This is a genomic window from Maribacter arcticus, from assembly GCF_900167935.1.
Lineage (GTDB): Bacteria > Bacteroidota > Bacteroidia > Flavobacteriales > Flavobacteriaceae > Maribacter > Maribacter arcticus.
Map to the genome: position 1 here is coordinate 375,582 of NZ_FUYL01000004.1, position 19,352 is coordinate 394,933.

Annotated in this window: 15 protein-coding genes and 1 pseudogene; all 16 read left to right on the forward strand. The window is 34.1% G+C overall.

The window, feature by feature from the left end:
* Positions 1-4 precede the first annotated feature (4 nt).
* The 16 genes and pseudogenes from B5X55_RS08645 (at position 5) to B5X55_RS08720 (ending at position 19,092) form a co-directional block, all read left to right on the forward strand.
* Entirely contained in the window at positions 5-1,237 is a 1,233-nt protein-coding gene (locus tag B5X55_RS08645; RefSeq protein ID WP_079512213.1) for a M48 family metallopeptidase, read from the forward strand.
* 44 nt (positions 1,238-1,281) lie between these two features.
* On the forward strand, positions 1,282-3,486 hold the full coding sequence (locus B5X55_RS08650) for a RelA/SpoT family protein (protein WP_079512214.1): 2,205 nt from the start codon (positions 1,282-1,284) through the stop codon (positions 3,484-3,486).
* A gap of 50 nt (positions 3,487-3,536) precedes the next feature.
* Positions 3,537-4,013, forward strand: a complete 477-nt coding sequence (locus B5X55_RS08655; protein WP_079512215.1) for a Fur family transcriptional regulator — start codon at positions 3,537-3,539, stop codon at positions 4,011-4,013.
* A 19-nt stretch (positions 4,014-4,032) separates the two neighbouring features.
* Positions 4,033-5,304 (forward strand): adenylosuccinate synthase, encoded by a 1,272-nt coding sequence (locus B5X55_RS08660; protein ID WP_079512216.1) that lies wholly within the window; start codon positions 4,033-4,035, stop codon positions 5,302-5,304.
* 136 nt (positions 5,305-5,440) lie between these two features.
* Complete coding sequence (locus B5X55_RS08665; protein ID WP_079512217.1) at positions 5,441-6,238, forward strand: 3-keto-disaccharide hydrolase; 798 nt, start codon at positions 5,441-5,443, stop codon at positions 6,236-6,238.
* Positions 6,239-6,384: 146 nt separating this feature from the next.
* On the forward strand, positions 6,385-7,686 hold the full coding sequence (locus tag B5X55_RS08670) for a Gfo/Idh/MocA family protein (protein ID WP_394332841.1): 1,302 nt from the start codon (positions 6,385-6,387) through the stop codon (positions 7,684-7,686).
* Positions 7,687-7,845: 159 nt separating this feature from the next.
* The gene (locus B5X55_RS08675; RefSeq protein WP_079512219.1) at positions 7,846-8,262 is read left to right on the forward strand and encodes an SGNH/GDSL hydrolase family protein; all 417 of its coding nucleotides are present in this window, start codon (positions 7,846-7,848) and stop codon (positions 8,260-8,262) included.
* Between the two features lie 129 nt (positions 8,263-8,391).
* Positions 8,392-9,033: an SGNH/GDSL hydrolase family protein gene (locus B5X55_RS08680; protein ID WP_079512220.1), complete on the forward strand. Its 642-nt coding sequence runs from the start codon at positions 8,392-8,394 to the stop codon at positions 9,031-9,033.
* Between the two features lie 21 nt (positions 9,034-9,054).
* A pseudogene (locus B5X55_RS08685) lies at positions 9,055-9,777 on the forward strand (DUF7133 domain-containing protein); the annotation flags it as partial.
* 71 nt (positions 9,778-9,848) lie between these two features.
* Complete coding sequence (locus B5X55_RS08690) at positions 9,849-11,552, forward strand: OstA-like protein (protein WP_079512221.1); 1,704 nt, start codon at positions 9,849-9,851, stop codon at positions 11,550-11,552.
* Positions 11,553-11,561: 9 nt separating this feature from the next.
* Positions 11,562-12,737 (forward strand): aspartate aminotransferase family protein, encoded by a 1,176-nt coding sequence (locus B5X55_RS08695; RefSeq protein WP_079512222.1) that lies wholly within the window; start codon positions 11,562-11,564, stop codon positions 12,735-12,737.
* Positions 12,738-12,839: 102 nt separating this feature from the next.
* On the forward strand, positions 12,840-14,243 hold the full coding sequence (locus B5X55_RS08700) for a tetratricopeptide repeat protein (RefSeq protein ID WP_079512223.1): 1,404 nt from the start codon (positions 12,840-12,842) through the stop codon (positions 14,241-14,243).
* A 17-nt stretch (positions 14,244-14,260) separates the two neighbouring features.
* Positions 14,261-15,175, forward strand: coding sequence for a DUF368 domain-containing protein (locus B5X55_RS08705; RefSeq protein ID WP_079512224.1), 915 nt, complete (start codon positions 14,261-14,263; stop codon positions 15,173-15,175).
* Between the two features lie 12 nt (positions 15,176-15,187).
* Positions 15,188-16,207 (forward strand): DUF368 domain-containing protein, encoded by a 1,020-nt coding sequence (locus tag B5X55_RS08710; protein ID WP_079512225.1) that lies wholly within the window; start codon positions 15,188-15,190, stop codon positions 16,205-16,207.
* Positions 16,179-16,931, forward strand: a complete 753-nt coding sequence (locus B5X55_RS08715) for a shikimate dehydrogenase family protein (RefSeq protein ID WP_079512226.1) — start codon at positions 16,179-16,181, stop codon at positions 16,929-16,931. Before B5X55_RS08710 ends, B5X55_RS08715 begins: the two co-directional genes overlap by 29 nt.
* A 148-nt stretch (positions 16,932-17,079) precedes the next feature.
* Entirely contained in the window at positions 17,080-19,092 is a 2,013-nt protein-coding gene (locus tag B5X55_RS08720; protein ID WP_079512227.1) for a DUF349 domain-containing protein, read from the forward strand.
* The last annotated feature ends 260 nt before the right edge of the window (positions 19,093-19,352 follow it).

Below are 19,352 nucleotides of genomic sequence, written 5' to 3' on the forward strand. Positions count from 1 at the left end.
TTCTATGGATAAAACATTTGTATTTTACTGTATTCTTTTTATTCTAGTCGGTGAATTTATTCTCGCTACAGTAATGAATTATCTAAATGCCAAACGATTTAAAGACCCAATTCCAACTGACCTTAACGATGTGTATAATTCTGAAGAATATGAAAAATCTCAAGCTTATAAATTAAGTAATTACAAATTTGGCATAGTAACTTCTATATTTTCTTTAGCTTTAATTCTTGGTTTTTTATTTTTTGGAGGTTTTGCTTGGGTAGATGGTTTCGCATATAAACTCACTAGTAATACAATTGTACAAGCTTTAATTTTCTTCGGAATAATAATGCTCGGCAGCGACATTTTAAATATTCCATTTTCTTACTACCAAACTTTTGTAATCGAAGAAAAATTCGGGTTTAACAAAACCACTCATAAAACATTCTTGATTGATAAGTTGAAGCAATGGGCAATGACCATTATTATTGGAGGAGGTATTTTATCGTTGGTGATTTGGTTCTTTCAATGGGCTGGCACAAATTTTTGGCTATATACTTGGGGTCTAATCACCATTTTCACACTGTTAATGAACTTGTTTTATAGTAAGCTAATTGTTCCATTATTCAACAAACAAGAGCCCCTGGAAGCTGGTAGCTTAAAAGAAAAAATAGAACACTATGCTGCAAATGTTGGTTTTGACTTACAACATATATTTGTCATTAACGGCTCTAAGCGTTCAACAAAAGCCAATGCATATTTTTCTGGTTTTGGAAAAGAAAAAAGGGTGACACTTTACGATACCTTGATTAATGATTTGGAAGAAGAAGAAATCGTTGCTGTTTTAGCACATGAGATTGGTCACTATAAACACAAACATATTATCTTCAATTTGGTATCATCAATTTTACTTACAGGGTTTATGTTGTTTCTATTATCCCTTTTCATTAACAATCCCGAAGTTTCCTTGGCGATTGGTGTTGACAGGCCTAGCTTTCATGCTGCCCTAATTGGTTTTGGCATTTTATATAGTCCGGTTTCAGAAATTACTGGTTTATTAATCAATTACTTCTCAAGAAAATTCGAATACGAAGCAGATGATTATGCCAAAAACACATATGCTGCCTTACCATTAGTTTCTTCATTAAAAAAGCTATCTAAAAATAGTCTTAGCAATTTAACTCCGCATCCTGCATATGTTTTTATGCATTATTCTCATCCACCCCTTAAAGAGCGTATACGTAATTTAAAGGCGTGATTTTTGTTGCCCATCATATAACTTTATCTTATTTTTAATATAGTATGACACAAGCCGCAATAGAAGAAGAGAATAAGCTCATAGCTCATGAGTATAAAGAATTATTGCGTATTAGCTACCAAACCCTCACTGACGAGGACAAAAAACTTATACGTAGTGCTTTTGAGGTGGCTGTTGATGCGCATAAAAATCAACGCAGAAAATCTGGTGAAGCTTACATATTTCACCCTATAGCAGTAGCGAAAATTGTTGCCTCCGAGATAGGCCTTGATGCCGTTTCTATTGCCTCTGCCCTATTACATGATGTGGTCGAAGATACCGAGTATACTTTAGATGATATCGATCGTATGTTTGGTGAAACAGTTGCCCGTATCGTAGATGGTCTTACCAAAATATCACATTTAAAAAAGGACATGAACATTTCTCAGCAAGCTGAGAATTTTAGAAAAATGTTATTGACTTTAAATGATGATGTACGTGTAATCATTATTAAAATTGCAGATCGTTACCACAATATGCTCACTATGGACTCAATGCCAGAGCATAAACAGGTGAAAATCGCATCTGAAACTTTATACATATACGCCCCATTAGCCCATAGAATAGGCCTTTACAATATTAAAACAGAACTAGAAGACCTAAGTTTAAAATACACAGAACCTGAAGTTTACAATTCTATAAAAGATAAAATAGAGGATAGTAAAGAAGAGCAACAAGCCTATATTAACGCTTTTTCAGACACTATCGATAATTCACTTAAACAAGAAGGCCTTAATTATACAATTAAGGGAAGAATGAAGTCTATTTTTTCTATGCGTAGAAAAATGCTTAATCAGAACGTAACCTTCGAAGAAATCTATGATAAGTTTGCCATTAGAATAATTTATAAGTCTGATGCACAAAATGAAAAGTTTCTTGCTTGGAAAATATATTCGATTGTTACAGATCACTTTACTCCTAATCCTGTTCGTTTAAGAGACTGGATTTCTTCTCCTAAATCAACTGGGTACGAAGCATTACATATCACTGTAATGGGGCCTAAAGAAAAATGGGTAGAAGTACAAATTAGAAGTGATCGTATGCATGAAATTGCTGAAAAAGGGTATGCTGCACACTTTAAATACAAACATGGAGATCAAAAAGAACAAGGTATTGAAGAATGGTTGAATAAACTTCAAGAAGCATTAGAAAATGCAAATACCAACGCTGTTGACTTTGTTGAAGAATTTAAGCTCAATCTATATTCAAAAGAGATTTTTGTGTTTACCCCAAAAGGTGAATTAAAATCTCTGCCAAAAGGAGCCACACCATTAGATTTTGCATTTAATATACATACCGAAGTTGGTATGCGAACAAGAGGCTCTAAAGTAAATGGAAAACTAGTCCCTTTAAATACAACATTGCAAAGTGGTGATCAAGTAGAGATAATTACATCTGAGCAAGCCACACCAAATCAAAACTGGTTAGATTATGCTACAACAGCCAGAGCTAGGGCAAAAATTAAATCAGTTTTAAGAGAAGAGAAAAAATCTGTTGCCGAAGATGGAAAAGAAATTTTACGTAGAAAATTAAAATCTCAAAAAATTAGTTTAAACGAGGACTCTATTAATAAAATGGTCACCTTCTTTAAGTTAAAAACAAGTTTAGATCTCTTTTATCGAGTAGGCATTGGCTCAATCGATAATACCATGCTAAAAGATTTTGCATCCTCTTATAGCAATGCATTCATCAGTTTTTTTAAAAATAGGATGCGCAAAACCCCAATACCCGAAGATGTCAATAGAGATGAAATCACCTCTAAATACGACATGCTGGTTTTTGGTAAAGAAGAAGAAAAATTAGAATATAAACTTTCTCAATGTTGCAATCCTATACCGGGCGACGAAGTATTTGGGTTCGTAAGTGTATCCGAAGGTATTAAAGTGCATAAAAAGAATTGTCCGAATGCAATATCCTTACAATCGAATTATGCATATCGTATAATTAGCGCTAAATGGATAGATTCATCGCAACAAGAATACCAGGCAGATATAGAGCTAACAGGTATTGACAATCTTGGTTTGGTGAGTGATATTACAGAAGTGATATCAGATATTATGCATGTAAATATGCGTAATCTAAACTTTAGCACAGATGGTGGCACCTTTAAAGGAAAAATTACGGTGGTGGTAAAAAACAAAGCTATTCTTAAAAAATTGACCGATACTTTAAGAGAGATTAATGGTATTGACAAAGTAACCCGTATTTAGAAAAAGGAAATTAAAATTTAACTGTACATTTGTATATTAATGCAGTAAATATGTCTTCGGATAAAAATCAAGAAATTGTAAAAAACGTCTTCACTACCTTTTTAGAGGACAAAGGACATAGAAAAACCCCTGAACGCTACGCTATACTTCAAGAAATTTATGAAAGTGATGAACATTTCGATATAGAATCACTTTATATTAACATGAAGAATAAGAAATATAGAGTTAGTAGGGCTACTTTATATAACACCATAGAACTTCTTTTAGACTGTAAACTAGTACGCAAGCATCAGTTTGGTAAAAATCAGGCTCAATATGAAAAGTCTTATTTTGACCGCCAGCATGACCATGTTATTCTTACCGATACTGGCGAAGTAATGGAGTTCTGCGATCCTAGAATTCAATCTATTAAAAAAACAATTGAAGAAGTTTTTGATATTACGATAAATGCACATTCCCTTTATTTTTATGGGACCAAAAACACACCTACCAAAGAAGTAGGTACAAAAGAAAATAAAAAGAACTAACCAAGTATATAATATTTAGATGGCAGTAGATTTATTGTTAGGCCTACAATGGGGTGACGAAGGAAAAGGAAAAATCGTTGATGTATTAACCGAAAATTATGACATTATTGCTCGTTTTCAAGGCGGGCCAAATGCTGGTCATACTTTAGAGTTTGATGGAATAAAACATGTGTTACATACTATTCCATCAGGAATTTTTCATAAAAATGCAGTTAACGTTGTTGGCAACGGTGTTGTCATCGATCCAGTTATTTTTCAAAAAGAATTAGATGCATTAAAGAAATTTAATCTGGATATTAAGTCCAAATTATTCATTTCTAGAAAAGCACATTTAATTTTACCAACCCACCGTTTGTTAGATGCAGCTTCTGAAGCATCTAAAGGAAAAGCAAAAATCGGTTCTACCCTAAAAGGAATTGGTCCTACTTACATGGATAAGACAGGTAGAAACGGAATGCGTATTGGTGATTTAGAACTAAGCGATTGGAAAGAAAAATACCGTAGCCTAGCTAATAAGCATGAAGCTATGATAAGTTTCTACAATGTAGATATTCAATATAATCTTGCTGAACTAGAAGCCGATTTCTTCAAAGCTGTAACAGAGTTAAAAGCATTAACTTTTATAGATAGTGAAGAATACTTATACCAAGCACAAAAAGAAGGTAAAAAAATATTGGCCGAAGGTGCACAGGGATCTCTTCTAGATATTGATTTTGGAACTTACCCATTTGTAACTTCATCTAATACTACCGCAGCTGGTGCATGTACTGGTTTAGGTGTTGCACCAAATCAAATTGGTGAAGTTAAAGGAATATTTAAGGCATATACCACAAGAGTAGGTAGCGGTCCTTTCCCAACTGAATTATTTGATGAAGATGGCGAAACAATGGGTCGCGTAGGCAATGAATTTGGAGCTACGACGGGTAGACCAAGACGTTGTGGATGGTTAGACCTAGTGGCTTTAAAATATGCAGTTCGTATAAATGGCGTTACCGAACTAATGATGATGAAAGGTGATGTGTTGAGCGGATTCGAAAAACTAAAAGTTTGCACCGCCTATAACTATAAAGGAGAAAAAATAGAGCATTTCCCATACAATATAGAAGCAGAAAATGTGACTCCGATATACACAGAAATGAATGGTTGGAAGGAAGATTTAACCAAAATGACTTCTGCTGACCAATTACCGAAGTCATTGAATGATTATATCTATTTTCTAGAAAAAGAATTAGAAGTGCCAATCAAGATAGTTTCTGTTGGCCCAGACCGAACTCAAACAATTCACAGATAAACATTTAACAGCTTAATTAAGTTGTTCGGCTAACAAGAATGGCGATATAGGGAAATACCTTTATCGCCATTCTTTTTTTTTGTAATTTCAGAACGGTGTGAGATTTTTACTCACATTACCAAAACCAACTGAAAAAATGAAAAAATTCGCCTACACTACAATATTGTTTTTATTACTTTCTACCGTATCCTGTAAAACAGATAAGAATAAAGAAGAAGATTCTAAAGTCACCACTGAAATGGAAACCAAAAATGAGTGGATTACCCTTTTCGATGGAAAAACGACAAAAGGATGGCGCGCATATAATGGACAAGAATTACCCCCAGGTTGGATTGCTAAAGATGGAGAACTACAATTCGACACCGAACTAGGAAAAGAACAAGATTATACAGGTGGAACGGATATCATTTATGGTGCTGAAGAATTTGATAATTTCGAACTTTATGTTGAGTGGAAATTACCAAAAGGAGGAAATAGCGGTATTTTTTATCACTTAAAAGAAGGTTATGACAGCCCACCAGAGGTATCCCCTGAATATCAATTAATAGATGATGAAAATTATGCTAGTATGCATGACTTAACATCTTACAATTTAAGCTTAGGATATACCGATAAACCAGAAGAATTAAAACCATTGCAACAGACGGCTTCTGATTATGCTATGCATGCAGCTGACCCTAATGGTAAAGTTTTAAATCCTGCAGGAGAATGGAATACCACTAAAATCATCTTTACACCAGAGCAGGTTGAACACTGGCTGAACGGAAAAAAAGTAGTATCTTTTGTACCATGGGACGAAGCTTGGTACGAGAAAAAAAATTCCGATAAATGGAAAAACAGTAAAGATTACGGAAAGTTCAAAACAGGCTATATAGGGTTTCAAGACCATTCTAGCCCTATTTGGTTCCGTAATATAAAAATTAAAAAACTTTAACCACCACACCAATGAACAAAAGAGATTTTATAAAAAGCGCAGCAGCGCTGTCCACATTTGTATTATTACCATCTGGACTATGGTCATGTAAAAAAGAAGTTAAAAAATTAACCAGATTACGAACCGCACATATTGGCGTTGGTAATATGGGAGCTGAAGACCTAAAGGCAATTTCATCCCATAGCAAGGTAGATGTTACCGCTTTGTGTGATATAGATGCTAATAATTTGGCCGCAGCAAAAGAACTACATCCAAATGCAAAAACATACACCGATTATAGAGTGATGCTAAAGGAGATGGGTGATGAAATAGACGCAGTGATAGTATCAACCCCAGACCACACGCATGCACCAGCGTCTATGATGGCGATGGAAATGGATAAACCAGTCTATTGTCAAAAACCACTAACCCATTATGTATCTGAGGCTAGGGCCATGAATAAATTAGCGGCAGATAAAGGTTTGGTTACCCAAATGGGAATTCAAGTTCATTCATTTTACGATTATAAATTAGCAACATTATTAATACAATCTGGCATTATAGGTAAAGTACATACCGTAAGAGCCTGGTCTCCTAAAGATTGGGGATATGATGGGCCTGAGCCAACAGGGCAAGATCCAATTCCTGAAACATTAGATTGGAATTTATGGCTTGGCACATCAGCTGAAAGACCGTACAAGGAAGGTTTTTATCATCCAGGAAATTGGAGAAAATTAGTTGATTACGGTTGCGGTACTTTAGGTGATATGGGAGTTCATATTTTCGATACCCCTTACAACGCGCTAGATTTACAAGTACCAATGACTATTAAGAATGAATGTAGAGAACCTAATGGATTCGGATTTCCACAAAATAATATTGTAACCTACGAATTTCCACAAACCGATTACACTACGGAAACCTTGAAATGGGTTTGGTATGATGGCCCAGGTGCACCACAAGACCATGAAGATTTAAAACTTCCAGGTGCAGACCAAATGGAAACCTCAATAGAAGCTACTGAAGATTCTATGGAGGACAAAATGTCTTTAGAAACCAAAACAGGAAGTGAAGGAACCTTACCAGACCAAGGCGCCATGTTTATAGGTGAAAAAGGCAGACTGTTATTACCTCATTTTATGCAGTTACCAAAGAAAATTGTCGATGGAGAATATGTAGATATTTCAGCGGAAATTGAAGCAGTCGAAAAAGCCAATAACATGGGTAAACCTATTCGTGATTATGATTCTGAAGGTCCTAAACATTATCATCAGTTTGTAGATGCCTGTTTAGGTGACGATGAAACTACAGCTCCTTTTTCATACGCATCAAGACTTACAGAAACAATACTTCTCGGTGTAATAGCCGGCAGATTCCCTAATCAAGTTTTACACTGGGATAGTGAAAATGCTAAATTCGCTGAAGATGAAGCAAATGCTTATTTAGAAGGCGATTATAGAAATTTCTAAATCTCATTTTTATTATAACAAAAACCACTTTCGAGTGGTTTTTTTATATCTATATTTAAAGAAGAAATTAATTAAACCACCAACCTCGACCATGAAAGAAATCTTCAAAACATCTTTTAGATTCACTTTACTATTAATTTCAATACTAGTCATTCAAAGTTGCACCAAGAACCATTAGTAGTGGTGAAACCGCATTCTTCAATAGTTTTAATTGGAAATAATTTAGGGTCCAGAATGTTGAATTTTGGCACATTTGAAACTGAAATGCAACTTCGATATCCTACAGATTCATTGGTTATTAGAAACATGTCCGATGGTTGCGATACATCAGGTTTTAGACCTCATTCTGGCAGAGTTTCATCATGGGCTTTTCCAGGTGCTGAGAAATTTCAAACCGAGTTAGCACAGAATTCTGGAAGTGAAGGTGCTTTTGGAACGCCTGATGAATGGTTATCACGATTACAAGCTGATATCATATTAGGTTTTTTTGGCTATAACGAATCTTTTGAAGGGCCACAAGGTCTAGAAAACTATAAGGCAGAATTAGATGCATTCATTAAACACTCCTTAAAGTAAAAATATAATGGTACGACACCACCTCAATTAATAATCGTTTCCTCTATTGCTTTTGAAGACACTTCTAACCATATAGATGTACCAAATGGAGAAGCTGCAAATCAGAATCTCAAATTGTATTCAGAGGCCATGAAAGAAGTTTGTTTAACGAATAACATTCCCTTCATAAATGCATTTCAAGCATCAAAGAATGGGTACGATACAGATAATAATGACCTTACCATAGATGGTTCACAATTGAACAAAGAAGGATATGAAAAATTTGCTCAATTCTTAGTAGATGAACTTACCGGAAATAAATCAATAAAGTCAGAAGGAAAAAGACTTGCCGTAAATGAAGCTATCAAAGAAAAAAACTTCTATTGGCATAATGATTATAAAATTCCGAACGGTGTACATGTTTTCGGCAGGCGTCATGCACCATACGGACCAGACAATTATCCTTATGAAATAAAGAAAACAAGAGAACTCACTGCCATACGCGATTCAATGATTTGGGCAACCGTACAAAACCAATCGTATGATGTAGCGTCCGCAGATGCGTTGACCAGTAAGTTACCTCCTGTAAAAACTAACTATAATCTTGGTCATAAGGAATCTATTTTACAATACAAATATGGAGATGAAGCCCTTCGAGTTCGACCAACATCTGGCATGGAATTTATTTCTAGCAGCCATTTCCCCGATGAAGTTCAAGGTGATATGCTTTTAGCTAATTCCATTGGGTTTTTAGGCCTAAAGCAGCATCAAATGATGGAAGATGGAACATGATACACCTCTAAACATCGCCAAGATTTAATTACCAGTAATGACCCAAATTTTAGACCAGTAGAAATGGAATTCGCTCCTGATAGCTCTCTTTACATTGTTGATTGGCATAATGTCTTAATTGGTCACATGCAACATAATGCCCGTGATTCATTACGAGATTATGTGCATGGTAGAATATATAGAATTACATATCCTTCTAGGCCGTTAGTAAAACCTGCAAAAGTATTCGGCCAACAATGGATTACTCATCATGGTCATTTTGATGATGGTAAATTTCCTGTAACAAATATCTCAATTATAGAAAGCCAAACTAAAAATCCAATATTGAACGGATTTGAAGAATTTGAAGCATACTCTTGGTTGTACCATGTAGATGGTGGAGATTGGAAACTTCAAGGCGATAGTGAACCTTTGTTGATGGGACATTCGACAAAGTCACAACATGAAATCGACGGAGACCTTGACAAATTTTCTTTAGACAACCCTGTGGCTTGGACCAAGAGTTATACTGGTACTTCCGGAAATAAAGCACGAGTTTTCTTTACAACTTTAGGTCATCCTTATGATTTTAAAATGCCTGTGGTACGCAAGATAGCAATGAATGGAATATATTGGGCATTAGGAAAAGAAGGTGAAATTCCTGAAGATGGTGTAAACGTAGTTTTAGATGAACCCTTCTTGCCAAACAATTCTGGTTTCGGACAAAAGTTTAAAAAGAACCAAAAACCTACACCTATACACTAGCTCTATACTAAATGTATGCTAATAGTGTTATACGCTCTTTTAAAATGTTCTATTTTTGAAAAAAAAGTAGATTGAAAACCATTTACGCATCCATTCTTTTATTTTTCGGTTTCTCATTATTGGGTCAAACCCAAGAAAAAGGTGATCAAGAAGAATCAAAACAAATTAATATAGTTTATGGTGCCAACTTCACTAAAAATGAAGTTGAATACCCAGGTGCATCTATTTTCAGTAAAGATGACCGTCAGGTTCAATTCGAACATCAAGGTGCTGACCTTTGGTGCGATGTTGCCATTTATTATCAAAAAGACAACCGTTTAGAAGCCATAGGAAATGTCATATTAAAGCAGGGAGATTCTGTTCAGATGACCAGTAAAAAAATCAACTATTTAGGAAATGTAAAACTTGCTAAGGCATGGGGTAATGTGGTTTTGACCAATTCTGATATGACCTTACGAACAGACACCTTGCGTTTAGACCGTGAAAAACAAGAAGCTTATTATAAAGATAATGGTACAGTAATAGATTCATCAAATACCTTGACCAGTAAAATCGGAAAGTATTTTATGGAGTTAAAAAAGTATCAGTTTTTAGATAGCGTACATGTTCAAAATCCGGAATATACTTTAGATTCTGAACAGTTAGATTACTATACCTCCTCAAAAAATGCATACATGTATGGTCCTTCTACCATTAACGGAAAGACCTATAAAATTTATTGTGAAAGAGGATTTTATGACACCAAAGTAGAAAGTGGTTATGGGATAAAAAATACGCGTATAGACTACAATAATCGAATAATTGAGGGAGATAGCGTCTATTTTAATAAGGTCAATGAGTTTGCTTCAGCAACTAATAACATCACTGTTACCGACACCATAAATAATGGAATTATAAGAGCCCACTATGCCGAGGTATATAAAGCCAAAGATTCTGTTTTCGCTACTAGAAGGGCAGTTTCAATTTCTGTGCAAGAGCGAGATTCTCTTTATGTTCACGGTGACACCTTAATGGTGACAGGAAAACCAGAAGAACGTCTACTTAGGGCATTTAGAAATGCCAAGTTTTACAAAACAGATTTAAGCGGAAAGTGTGATAGTATACATTCTGAACAAAAGACAGGTATTACCCAACTCATAAAGAATCCGATTATTTGGAACGGTGCAAATCAAATGACGGGCGATAGCATTCATTTAAAATCTAATTTAGAAACGGAAAAGTTAGACTCTTTAAAAGTACTAGAAAATGCTTTTATTATTTCTCTAGATAGTGTCAGCATGACCGGATACAACCAAGCTAAGGGAATAAATTTATTTGGACAGTTCATAGAAAATGAATTAAAAATCATTGATCTTATTCAAAATACCGAGGTTGTTTATTATTTGTATAACGATGACGATGAACTCATAGGCATTGATAAAACAGTTTGTAGTAAGATTCGAATTACGATGGCTGAAAATGATATTGAGGACTTAACTTTTTATACCGATCCCGACGGTGATATATTCCCAGAAAAGGACTTACCAGAGAACAGTAGAATTTTGAAAGGGTTTGTGTGGCGTGGCGATGAACGTATTTTATCTAAAGATGATATATTTGACGAGGATGATAATAATTTAGAGCTTGTAGTTATAAAAGGGATTGATAATCCTATTGATATTGATGCTGAAGAACAGCAGCGTAGCCAAAATGAAACGGACCCAATAAACAACATTCAACCTAAGACTAAGGCTACAGGACCTAAAAAGTCTACTACCTCTAAAAAAGTGAAATAGAAATTTCACATGAAAAATGATTTTTTAAAATATCAAGCACAAACATCACCATATCCTCTAGGCATGGAAATTTCACATGCCAGTGGAAGTTACATTTATGATACTGAAGGCAATGCTCACTTAGACTTTGTAGCAGGTGTTTCGGCCTGTACACTTGGTCATTGCCACCCAGAAGTAGTATCAGCCATAAAAAATCAAGCGGAAAAATACATGCATGTTATGGTTTATGGTGAATATGCCCAATCACCAGCTACTAACTACACTAAGTTATTGGCAGAGAATTTACCAGATCCTTTAGAGGTCACTTATTTGGTTAACTCGGGTACAGAAGCAATTGAAGGCGCTTTAAAATTAGCACGTAGATATACAGGACGCTCACAAATAATTTCAGCAAAAACAGCCTACCATGGTAATACTATGGGCAGTTTAAGCCTAATGGATTTTGAGGAACGTAAAAGTGTTTTTAGACCATTACTACCCGATATTTATCATATTAGGTTTAACAATGAAGAAGATTTAGTTAAAATTACGCATAAAACGGCTTGTGTAATTTTAGAGACCATACAAGGTGGCGCTGGTTTTATCGTACCTCAAAATGATTATTTAAAAAAAGTAAAAAAGCGCTGTACAGAAATGGGCGCCCTTCTTATACTTGATGAGATACAACCAGGTTTTGGAAGAACAGGTAAGTTATTTTCCTTTGAACATTTCGATTGCGTTCCAGATATTTTGGTAATCGGTAAAGGAATGGCCTCTGGCTTACCTGTAGGAGCATTTACATCTAGTAAAGAAATAATGGAAACTCTAAGTGAAAACCCTAAAATGGGTCATATCACAACGTTTGGAGGAAACCCGGTTATTGCAGCATCCAGTTTAGCAACTTTACAAGTATTACTGAAAACTTCATTAATTGAAGACACCTTAAAAAAAGAGGTACTCTTTAAAGAACTATTGAAACACCAGAAGATAAAAGAAATTCGGGGTAAGGGATTAATGCTTGCCCTTATCATGGATTCTGCTGAAACAGCCAATGAATTAGTACTGCGTGCAAAAGAAGATAAACTAATTTTGTTTTGGCTATTATTTGAAAATAAGGCGGTGAGAATATCACCTCCCTTGACTATTTCAAATGCCGAAATTCGCAAAGGGTGCACTACTATTTTAAAGGTTTTAAATTCTCTCTAAATCATCGTTGTTAACTAATTTGTTAATAATAAAGAACATACCAAAGGCTCAACACCCTTACAAACACCTACTTTTAATTATATAGTAAAACCAAAAGTTTCTATGGCGTTAGAATCTAACGAGAGACCAGACAAGCCTATCACCAAATTCGAATCAATGTTAAAGACAGACGATGTCTACTTCTTTGATGCAGAAGATTTTGAGGATATCGTGCACCACTATTTAAATCATGGCAAAATCTCTTTGGCTAAAAAAGGGATTAAAATTGGCCTTCAACAACATCCTGCTTCTATAGAATTGAAGCTTCTACAAGTAGAGGTGATGGTTTTTGAGAACCAAACAGAAAAAGCAGAAGCACTTTTAGACGAATTACAACTTTTAGATCATCAGAACGAAGAAATTTATATTCAACGCGCGAATATATATTCTAAACAAGATAATCATGAAGGGGCAGTAGAACTTTTACAAAGAGCCTTAAGTATAACTACCGATAGCTTTGATATTTATAGCCTTCTAGGGATGGAGTATTTATTTATGGATAACTTCAAAAAGGCCAAAGAAAGTTTTATGAAATGTGTTGAGTTCGATGAACAAGATTACTCTTCTCTATATAATGTAATTTACTGTTTTGAGTTTTTAGAAGATTATGATGGCGCCATCATTTACTTGAACAAATACTTAGAAAATAATCCGTATTGTGAAGTCGCATGGCATCAATTAGGTAAGCAGTATTTCTATAAAGAAATGTATTCTGAGGCATTATCAGCTTTTGATTTTGCTATTATTTCTGATGACTCATTTATAGGTGCTTATTTTGAGAAAGGAAAAGTACTTGAAAAATTAGGGCGACATAAAGAAGCTATTGAAAACTACGAGACAACCATTTCAATTGAAGACCCAACATCTCATGCGTTTCTTAGAATTGGTAAATGTTATGAAAAACTGAAGGATACCGAAATGGCGAAATACTATTTCTATCAAACAGTTCATGAAGATCCTTTGTTAGATAAAGGTTGGTTGGCCATAACGAATTTGTATTTCAACATTAGAGATTTCGAAAAGGCCATTTACTATATTAATAAAGCGCTGAATATTGACGGTGAAAACCCTTCGTATTGGAAAAAATGCGCTCAGATACATACTGCATTAAAAAATTACGACCAAGCAGATTTCGCATTTAAACAAGCTGTAGATTTAGGTAATTATGAATTGGATACTTGGTTAAAATGGGCTGATGTGGTTCATTCGAACGGGGAAACGATTTCTGCCGTACAAATCTTATCTCAGGGAAGAGAATTTTATCCTGATAGTCTTAAATTGTTATACAAATCTGTAGGATACCAACTTATAGCGCAAGACTTGATAAATGCAAGAATAACCTTTATGGATGCATTGAAACTAGATAAGAATCAAAAAAAATTACATCTTTTTACAGATAAATTTCCTGAATTTGGCAATTCTTCCTGGACCAAAGAAATTGTAAACAAATACAATAAAGCCTCGTAGAAAAGGTTCTACATTTCATGGAGAATAGAAAACTAGTACATTATATTTTTATCACTTTAAAAGGTATGGCAATGGGTATTGCTGAATTAGTACCTGGCGTATCAGGTGGTACCATTGCTTTTGTTACCGGTATTTACGAAGAGTTCATTACATCTATCAATAATGTTAACCTTAGAACTTTAAAGGTTTTAAAGGAAGATGGTTTTAAAATGTTTTGGCAAAAACTAAACGGTAATTTTCTACTAGCCCTGTTGGTCGGTATGATGATTAGCATCTTCTCTTTGTCGAAAGTGATTGCATGGCTTTTAGAAGAACATCCAATACCTACTTGGGCATTCTTTTTTGGATTAGTATTGGCAAGCGTAATTTTTGTTGCCAAGTCAATTAACAAATGGAATTTTTTAGCGGTTTTTCTATTTATTGTTGGCACGGCAAGTGCATTTTATATAACTACTTTACCTCCATCTACAAGTTCAGGTAGCTTACCGTTCATTTTCTTTTCTGGCGCAATAGCAATTTGTGCAATGGTGTTACCAGGAATTTCGGGTTCATTTATTTTAGTGTTATTAGGCTCATACAAAACTGTATTAGAAGCCGTAAACGATAAAGACCTTAGCATTATAGTGACTTTCGCCTTCGGAGCTGTATTCGGCCTATTAAGCTTCGCGAGAATTTTAAAATGGATGTTTACCAACTATAAAGATGCCACACTTGCAATTTTAACTGGCTTTATATTAGGATCACTAAACAAAATTTGGCCTTGGAAAAATGTAATTGAGATAATTCAAATTGGTAAAAAAGAAATTATTATTGACGAAAATATCTCTCCACTCTCTTTTTCAGGAGATAATCAATTAACCTTTGCCATAGTTGCCGCTATCATCGGTTTTTCTCTTATTTTTATATTAGAAAAATCAGCTTCAAAGAAGTAAGCGCACACCTACATGAACGAACCCCGAACCTTAACCGATAAATTTTTCTTGGTCATTAAGGGACTATGTATGGGTACTGCAAACAAAGTGCCTGGTGTTTCGGGTGGTATTGTTGCTTTTGTCGGTGGTTTCTATGAAGAATTCATTTATTCGCTTCAAAAAATAAATGCTAAAGCTTTTAAACTACTTATTAGCGGTAGGCTTAAAAGTTTCTATCGCTATATTAATGGTTCCTTTTTATCACTTCTTATTTTCGGAATGCTGGTTAGCTATTTCAGCATCTCTAAAATTCTAGATTATTTTTTAGTAAAAAGAGAACTGTTTGTTTGGGCTTCCTTTTTCGGAATGATTTTAGGATCTATATATTATATTGGGAAAGATTTCGATTATTGGAAAAAAAAGACATTTACAGCAGCCATCATAGGACTGAGTATCGGCGTGGCAATAAGTTTTCTTAGCCCTGCAAAAGAAAACGATAACCTATTATTCATTTTCCTTTGTGGAATTATAAGTGTATCTGGTATGACCTTACCAGGTCTTTCTGGTTCATTTATTCTTATACTATTAGGTAATTATGTGTTATTATTAGTTGATTCGGTAAACGCCTTGTATGATACATTTTTAGAACTAATCGTTGGTGATTTCAGTGTCACTTCAAACGTAGAACGACTTCATACACTTAAGATTTTAGCTGTATTCACTTTAGGCTCTGCAACTGGCCTTGTTACTTTATCACATGTATTAACTTACGTTCTTAAACATTTTAAACATGTGACTACAGCAACAATATTAGGTTTTATAACTGGTTCACTAGGTGTTGTATGGCCATGGAAAAAAACTATTTATAAAATCGGAATTGATGGAGAAACCATATTTGACACGAATGGAAAACAAATAATAATGAACTACGAGCGATTTCTGCCAGATATGACCATCGTAGAAAATTGGACAGCTATTTTCTTTATTATTTTTGGTATTAGTATTTTGCTACTTTTAGATTGGTATGGAAAAAATAGAACAACAGAACGTTAATTTTGGCTTAGTAGGTAAGGATATTTCCTATTCATTTTCGAGAGGTTATTTCAAAAAAAAATTTGATGCACTAGGCTTGACTAATTACGTTTACAATAATTTTGATTTACAATCAATATCCGAATTCCCTTCCATTTTCGAAAATACCTCGAACATACAAGGTATTAATGTCACCATACCTTACAAAGAGGAAGTAATTCAGTTTCTTGATGATATCGATATGGCCGCCAAAAAAATAGGAGCCGTCAATACCATTAAATTTAGTGAAAATGGTATGATTGGTTACAATACCGACGCTTACGGATTTCAAAAGTCAATAGAACCTTATTTGAAAAATCATCACAAGAAAGCCTTAATACTTGGTACTGGCGGAGCTTCTAAAGCAATCGCTTTTGTATTAGAAGAACTTGGTATAACTTTCTCTTTTGTTTCTAGAAGTGGTAAAAACAATGGTTTTAAATATCAGGAAATAACGGATGACATTATTAGTGAGCATACTTTAATAATCAATTGTTCACCAGTAGGTACTTTTCCAAATGTTGAAGAAAAACCAGCTATACCTTATAATTCAATAAGCAAAGAACATCTTCTTTTCGACCTAATTTACAATCCCGAGGAAACCGTTTTTTTAGCTGCGGGAAAAGCAAACGGCGCAACCATATGCAACGGACATAGAATGTTAGAATTTCAAGCCGAAAAATCATGGTCTATTTGGAACCAATAATTTAAATTAACCTCAAAGTATACCTTTATTATTGCAGTGAATACTACCATTCACTCAAATAACTCATGGAAAACAAAACTAAAAAGAACCTGCATTACTTTGCAATTCTAGGGGTTGTCACTATCTTGTAAACATATAATTTAGGATTATGTCTGAGGATAAAGAACAAAAAACACCAGAAAGTTCAATAGAGCAAAAAGCTGAAACAAAAACCACCGAAAACATAGTGGAGAATACAGTTGAACAAAATGAAGTTCCGATTGAAACAACTCCCGAAGAATCAACTCAAGAGATAGTTGAGGCTACGGTAGAAACTGATGTTTTAGAAGAAATAGATGACTCTAATGCAGAGGATGCTGAAGATATCGATACGGTAAAACGACATGATATACCCATGCCCGATTATCATGAGATGAGCATGGAGAATCTGGTAGGTGAATTACAACGTTTAGTGAAAAATGAAAAGGTTCAAGCTATTAGAAAACATGTTGACACCATAAAAGATGAGTTCAATCAAAAGTTCGATGAGTTTTTAGAAGAGAAAAAAGAGGAATTTACATCTAACGGTGGTAATGAAATTGATTTCAGATATAATTCGGTCGATAAGAGACAATTCAACGAAGTATATAATGAATATCGCGATAAAAGAAATCAACATTACAAAAGCTTAGAAAAAAGCCACAAAGAAAACTTAGCGTATCGTTTAGACTTAATTGAACAATTGAAAGCCTTGGTAAATGTTGAAGAAGACATAAATACTACCTATAACAATTTTAAAGATATACAGGCCAAATGGCGACATGCAGGACCAATACCAAAAGCCAACTATAATAATGTTTGGAAAACATATCACCACCATATCGAAATTTTCTACGATTTCTTAAATATAAATAGAGAATTACGAGACCTAGATTTTAAGCATAATCTAGAGGAAAAAGGTAAAATAGTTGCCAGAGCTGAAGAACTTGCTGTGGAACCAGATTTAAACCGTGCTTTTAGAGAATTGCAGGTATTACATAAAATTTGGAAAGAAGATTTGGGTCCCGTAAGCAAAGACCATAGAGAAGATATATGGGATAGATTTAGTGCCGCAACCAAAATCATTCATGAAAGAAGACAAGATTATTTTAAAAATCTTGACAAAATAAAGGATGAAAATTTAAAACGTAAAAATGCTATAATTGAAGAAATAAACGGTATTTCAGAAAAAATATCCACCAACCACGGTACATTACAGCAACAAATTAAAAAAATTGAAGAATTACGAGAAGCATTTTTTAACGCAGGCCAAGTACCTCAAAAAGTAAATTCGAAAACTTGGAATTCTTTTAAAGGGGCAGTACGTAAGTTTAATCACAATAAAAATGCGTTTTACAAGAACCTTAAAAAAGACCAACAAGATAATTTAGATAAAAAAAGAGCTTTATTAGACGTTGCTATTTCGCTTAAAGAGAGTGAAGATTGGGATGCCGCTACATCCGAAATGAAGCGCATACAAGGCGAATGGAAGAAAGTTGGTCATGTTCCTCGTAAGTATTCAGATAAATTATGGAAAGACTTTAAGAATGCCTGTAACCATTATTTCGACAGATTAAATGCACTTAAAAATGATGCATTTAAAGAAGAAGAGGATAATTACAAACAAAAAGAAGCTTGTATTGAACGTCTTAAGAGTTTTGAATTAACTGGTAAGCAAGACAAGGATTTAGCTTCAATCAAAAAATTTACAGAGGAATGGAAAACCTTTGGTAGAGTTCCTTTCAAAAAGAAAAACATTAATCAAAAATTTGATAAAATAATTGATGCCTTATTCCTGAAAATGGGAGTTAGTAAGCAAGAATCTGAACTATTGAAATATGGTAATAAAATTCAGCAACTTTCTAATGATGATAACCAAGAACGAGCGATACAGAACGAGCGTGCTTTCATTAGAAAAAAGATTGATGAGAGTAAGACTGAAATAAGACAATTAGAAAACAACTTAGAATTTTTCTCTAATGCATCAGAAAATAATCCATTAGTACAAGATGTAATCAAAAGAGTGAATCAGCATAAAGAATCTTTAGATGCCTGGAAAGCTAAATTGAAAAAACTGAACATCTTAAAGAATAATTTAAATAAAGAGGTTGAAGAAACTGAAAACTCGAGCGAAGAAGAATAGCTAAGTTTAATGCAATAAAATGCAAAGGTCTTTAGAAATGTTACGTCATTATAAAGGCGAATATTAATATATAAATCATTTAATATTAATTTTTATAATTCAACTTACAAATTGGAATACAGAAATTAATTCATCAACCTATATAGGGCGAATCTATCAAAAAAAGAACTTAAAAAGGAAGTGTATTTTATTCTTTACACTAAATACATTTTTTTTATGCACAGAAAAAAAATAGGGTAGCTTTTACTTTAGATAATATG

What these genes read in the sequence shown, in the direction of transcription:
- B5X55_RS08720 (WP_079512227.1), top strand. Translation starts at nt 17,080, where the DNA reads ATGTCTGAGGATAAAGAACAAAAAACACCAGAAAGTTCAATAGAGCAA.
- B5X55_RS08700 (WP_079512223.1), top strand. Translation starts at nt 12,840, where the DNA reads ATGGCGTTAGAATCTAACGAGAGACCAGACAAGCCTATCACCAAATTC.
- B5X55_RS08680 (WP_079512220.1), top strand. Translation starts at nt 8,392, where the DNA reads ATGAAAGAAGTTTGTTTAACGAATAACATTCCCTTCATAAATGCATTT.
- B5X55_RS08645 (WP_079512213.1), top strand. Translation starts at nt 5, where the DNA reads ATGGATAAAACATTTGTATTTTACTGTATTCTTTTTATTCTAGTCGGT.
- B5X55_RS08660 (WP_079512216.1), top strand. Translation starts at nt 4,033, where the DNA reads ATGGCAGTAGATTTATTGTTAGGCCTACAATGGGGTGACGAAGGAAAA.
- B5X55_RS08650 (WP_079512214.1), top strand. Translation starts at nt 1,282, where the DNA reads ATGACACAAGCCGCAATAGAAGAAGAGAATAAGCTCATAGCTCATGAG.
- B5X55_RS08665 (WP_079512217.1), top strand. Translation starts at nt 5,441, where the DNA reads ATGAAAAAATTCGCCTACACTACAATATTGTTTTTATTACTTTCTACC.
- B5X55_RS08710 (WP_079512225.1), top strand. Translation starts at nt 15,188, where the DNA reads ATGAACGAACCCCGAACCTTAACCGATAAATTTTTCTTGGTCATTAAG.
- B5X55_RS08670 (WP_394332841.1), top strand. Translation starts at nt 6,385, where the DNA reads ATGGGAGCTGAAGACCTAAAGGCAATTTCATCCCATAGCAAGGTAGAT.
- B5X55_RS08715 (WP_079512226.1), top strand. Translation starts at nt 16,179, where the DNA reads ATGGAAAAAATAGAACAACAGAACGTTAATTTTGGCTTAGTAGGTAAG.
- B5X55_RS08655 (WP_079512215.1), top strand. Translation starts at nt 3,537, where the DNA reads ATGTCTTCGGATAAAAATCAAGAAATTGTAAAAAACGTCTTCACTACC.
- B5X55_RS08705 (WP_079512224.1), top strand. Translation starts at nt 14,261, where the DNA reads ATGGAGAATAGAAAACTAGTACATTATATTTTTATCACTTTAAAAGGT.
- B5X55_RS08695 (WP_079512222.1), top strand. Translation starts at nt 11,562, where the DNA reads ATGAAAAATGATTTTTTAAAATATCAAGCACAAACATCACCATATCCT.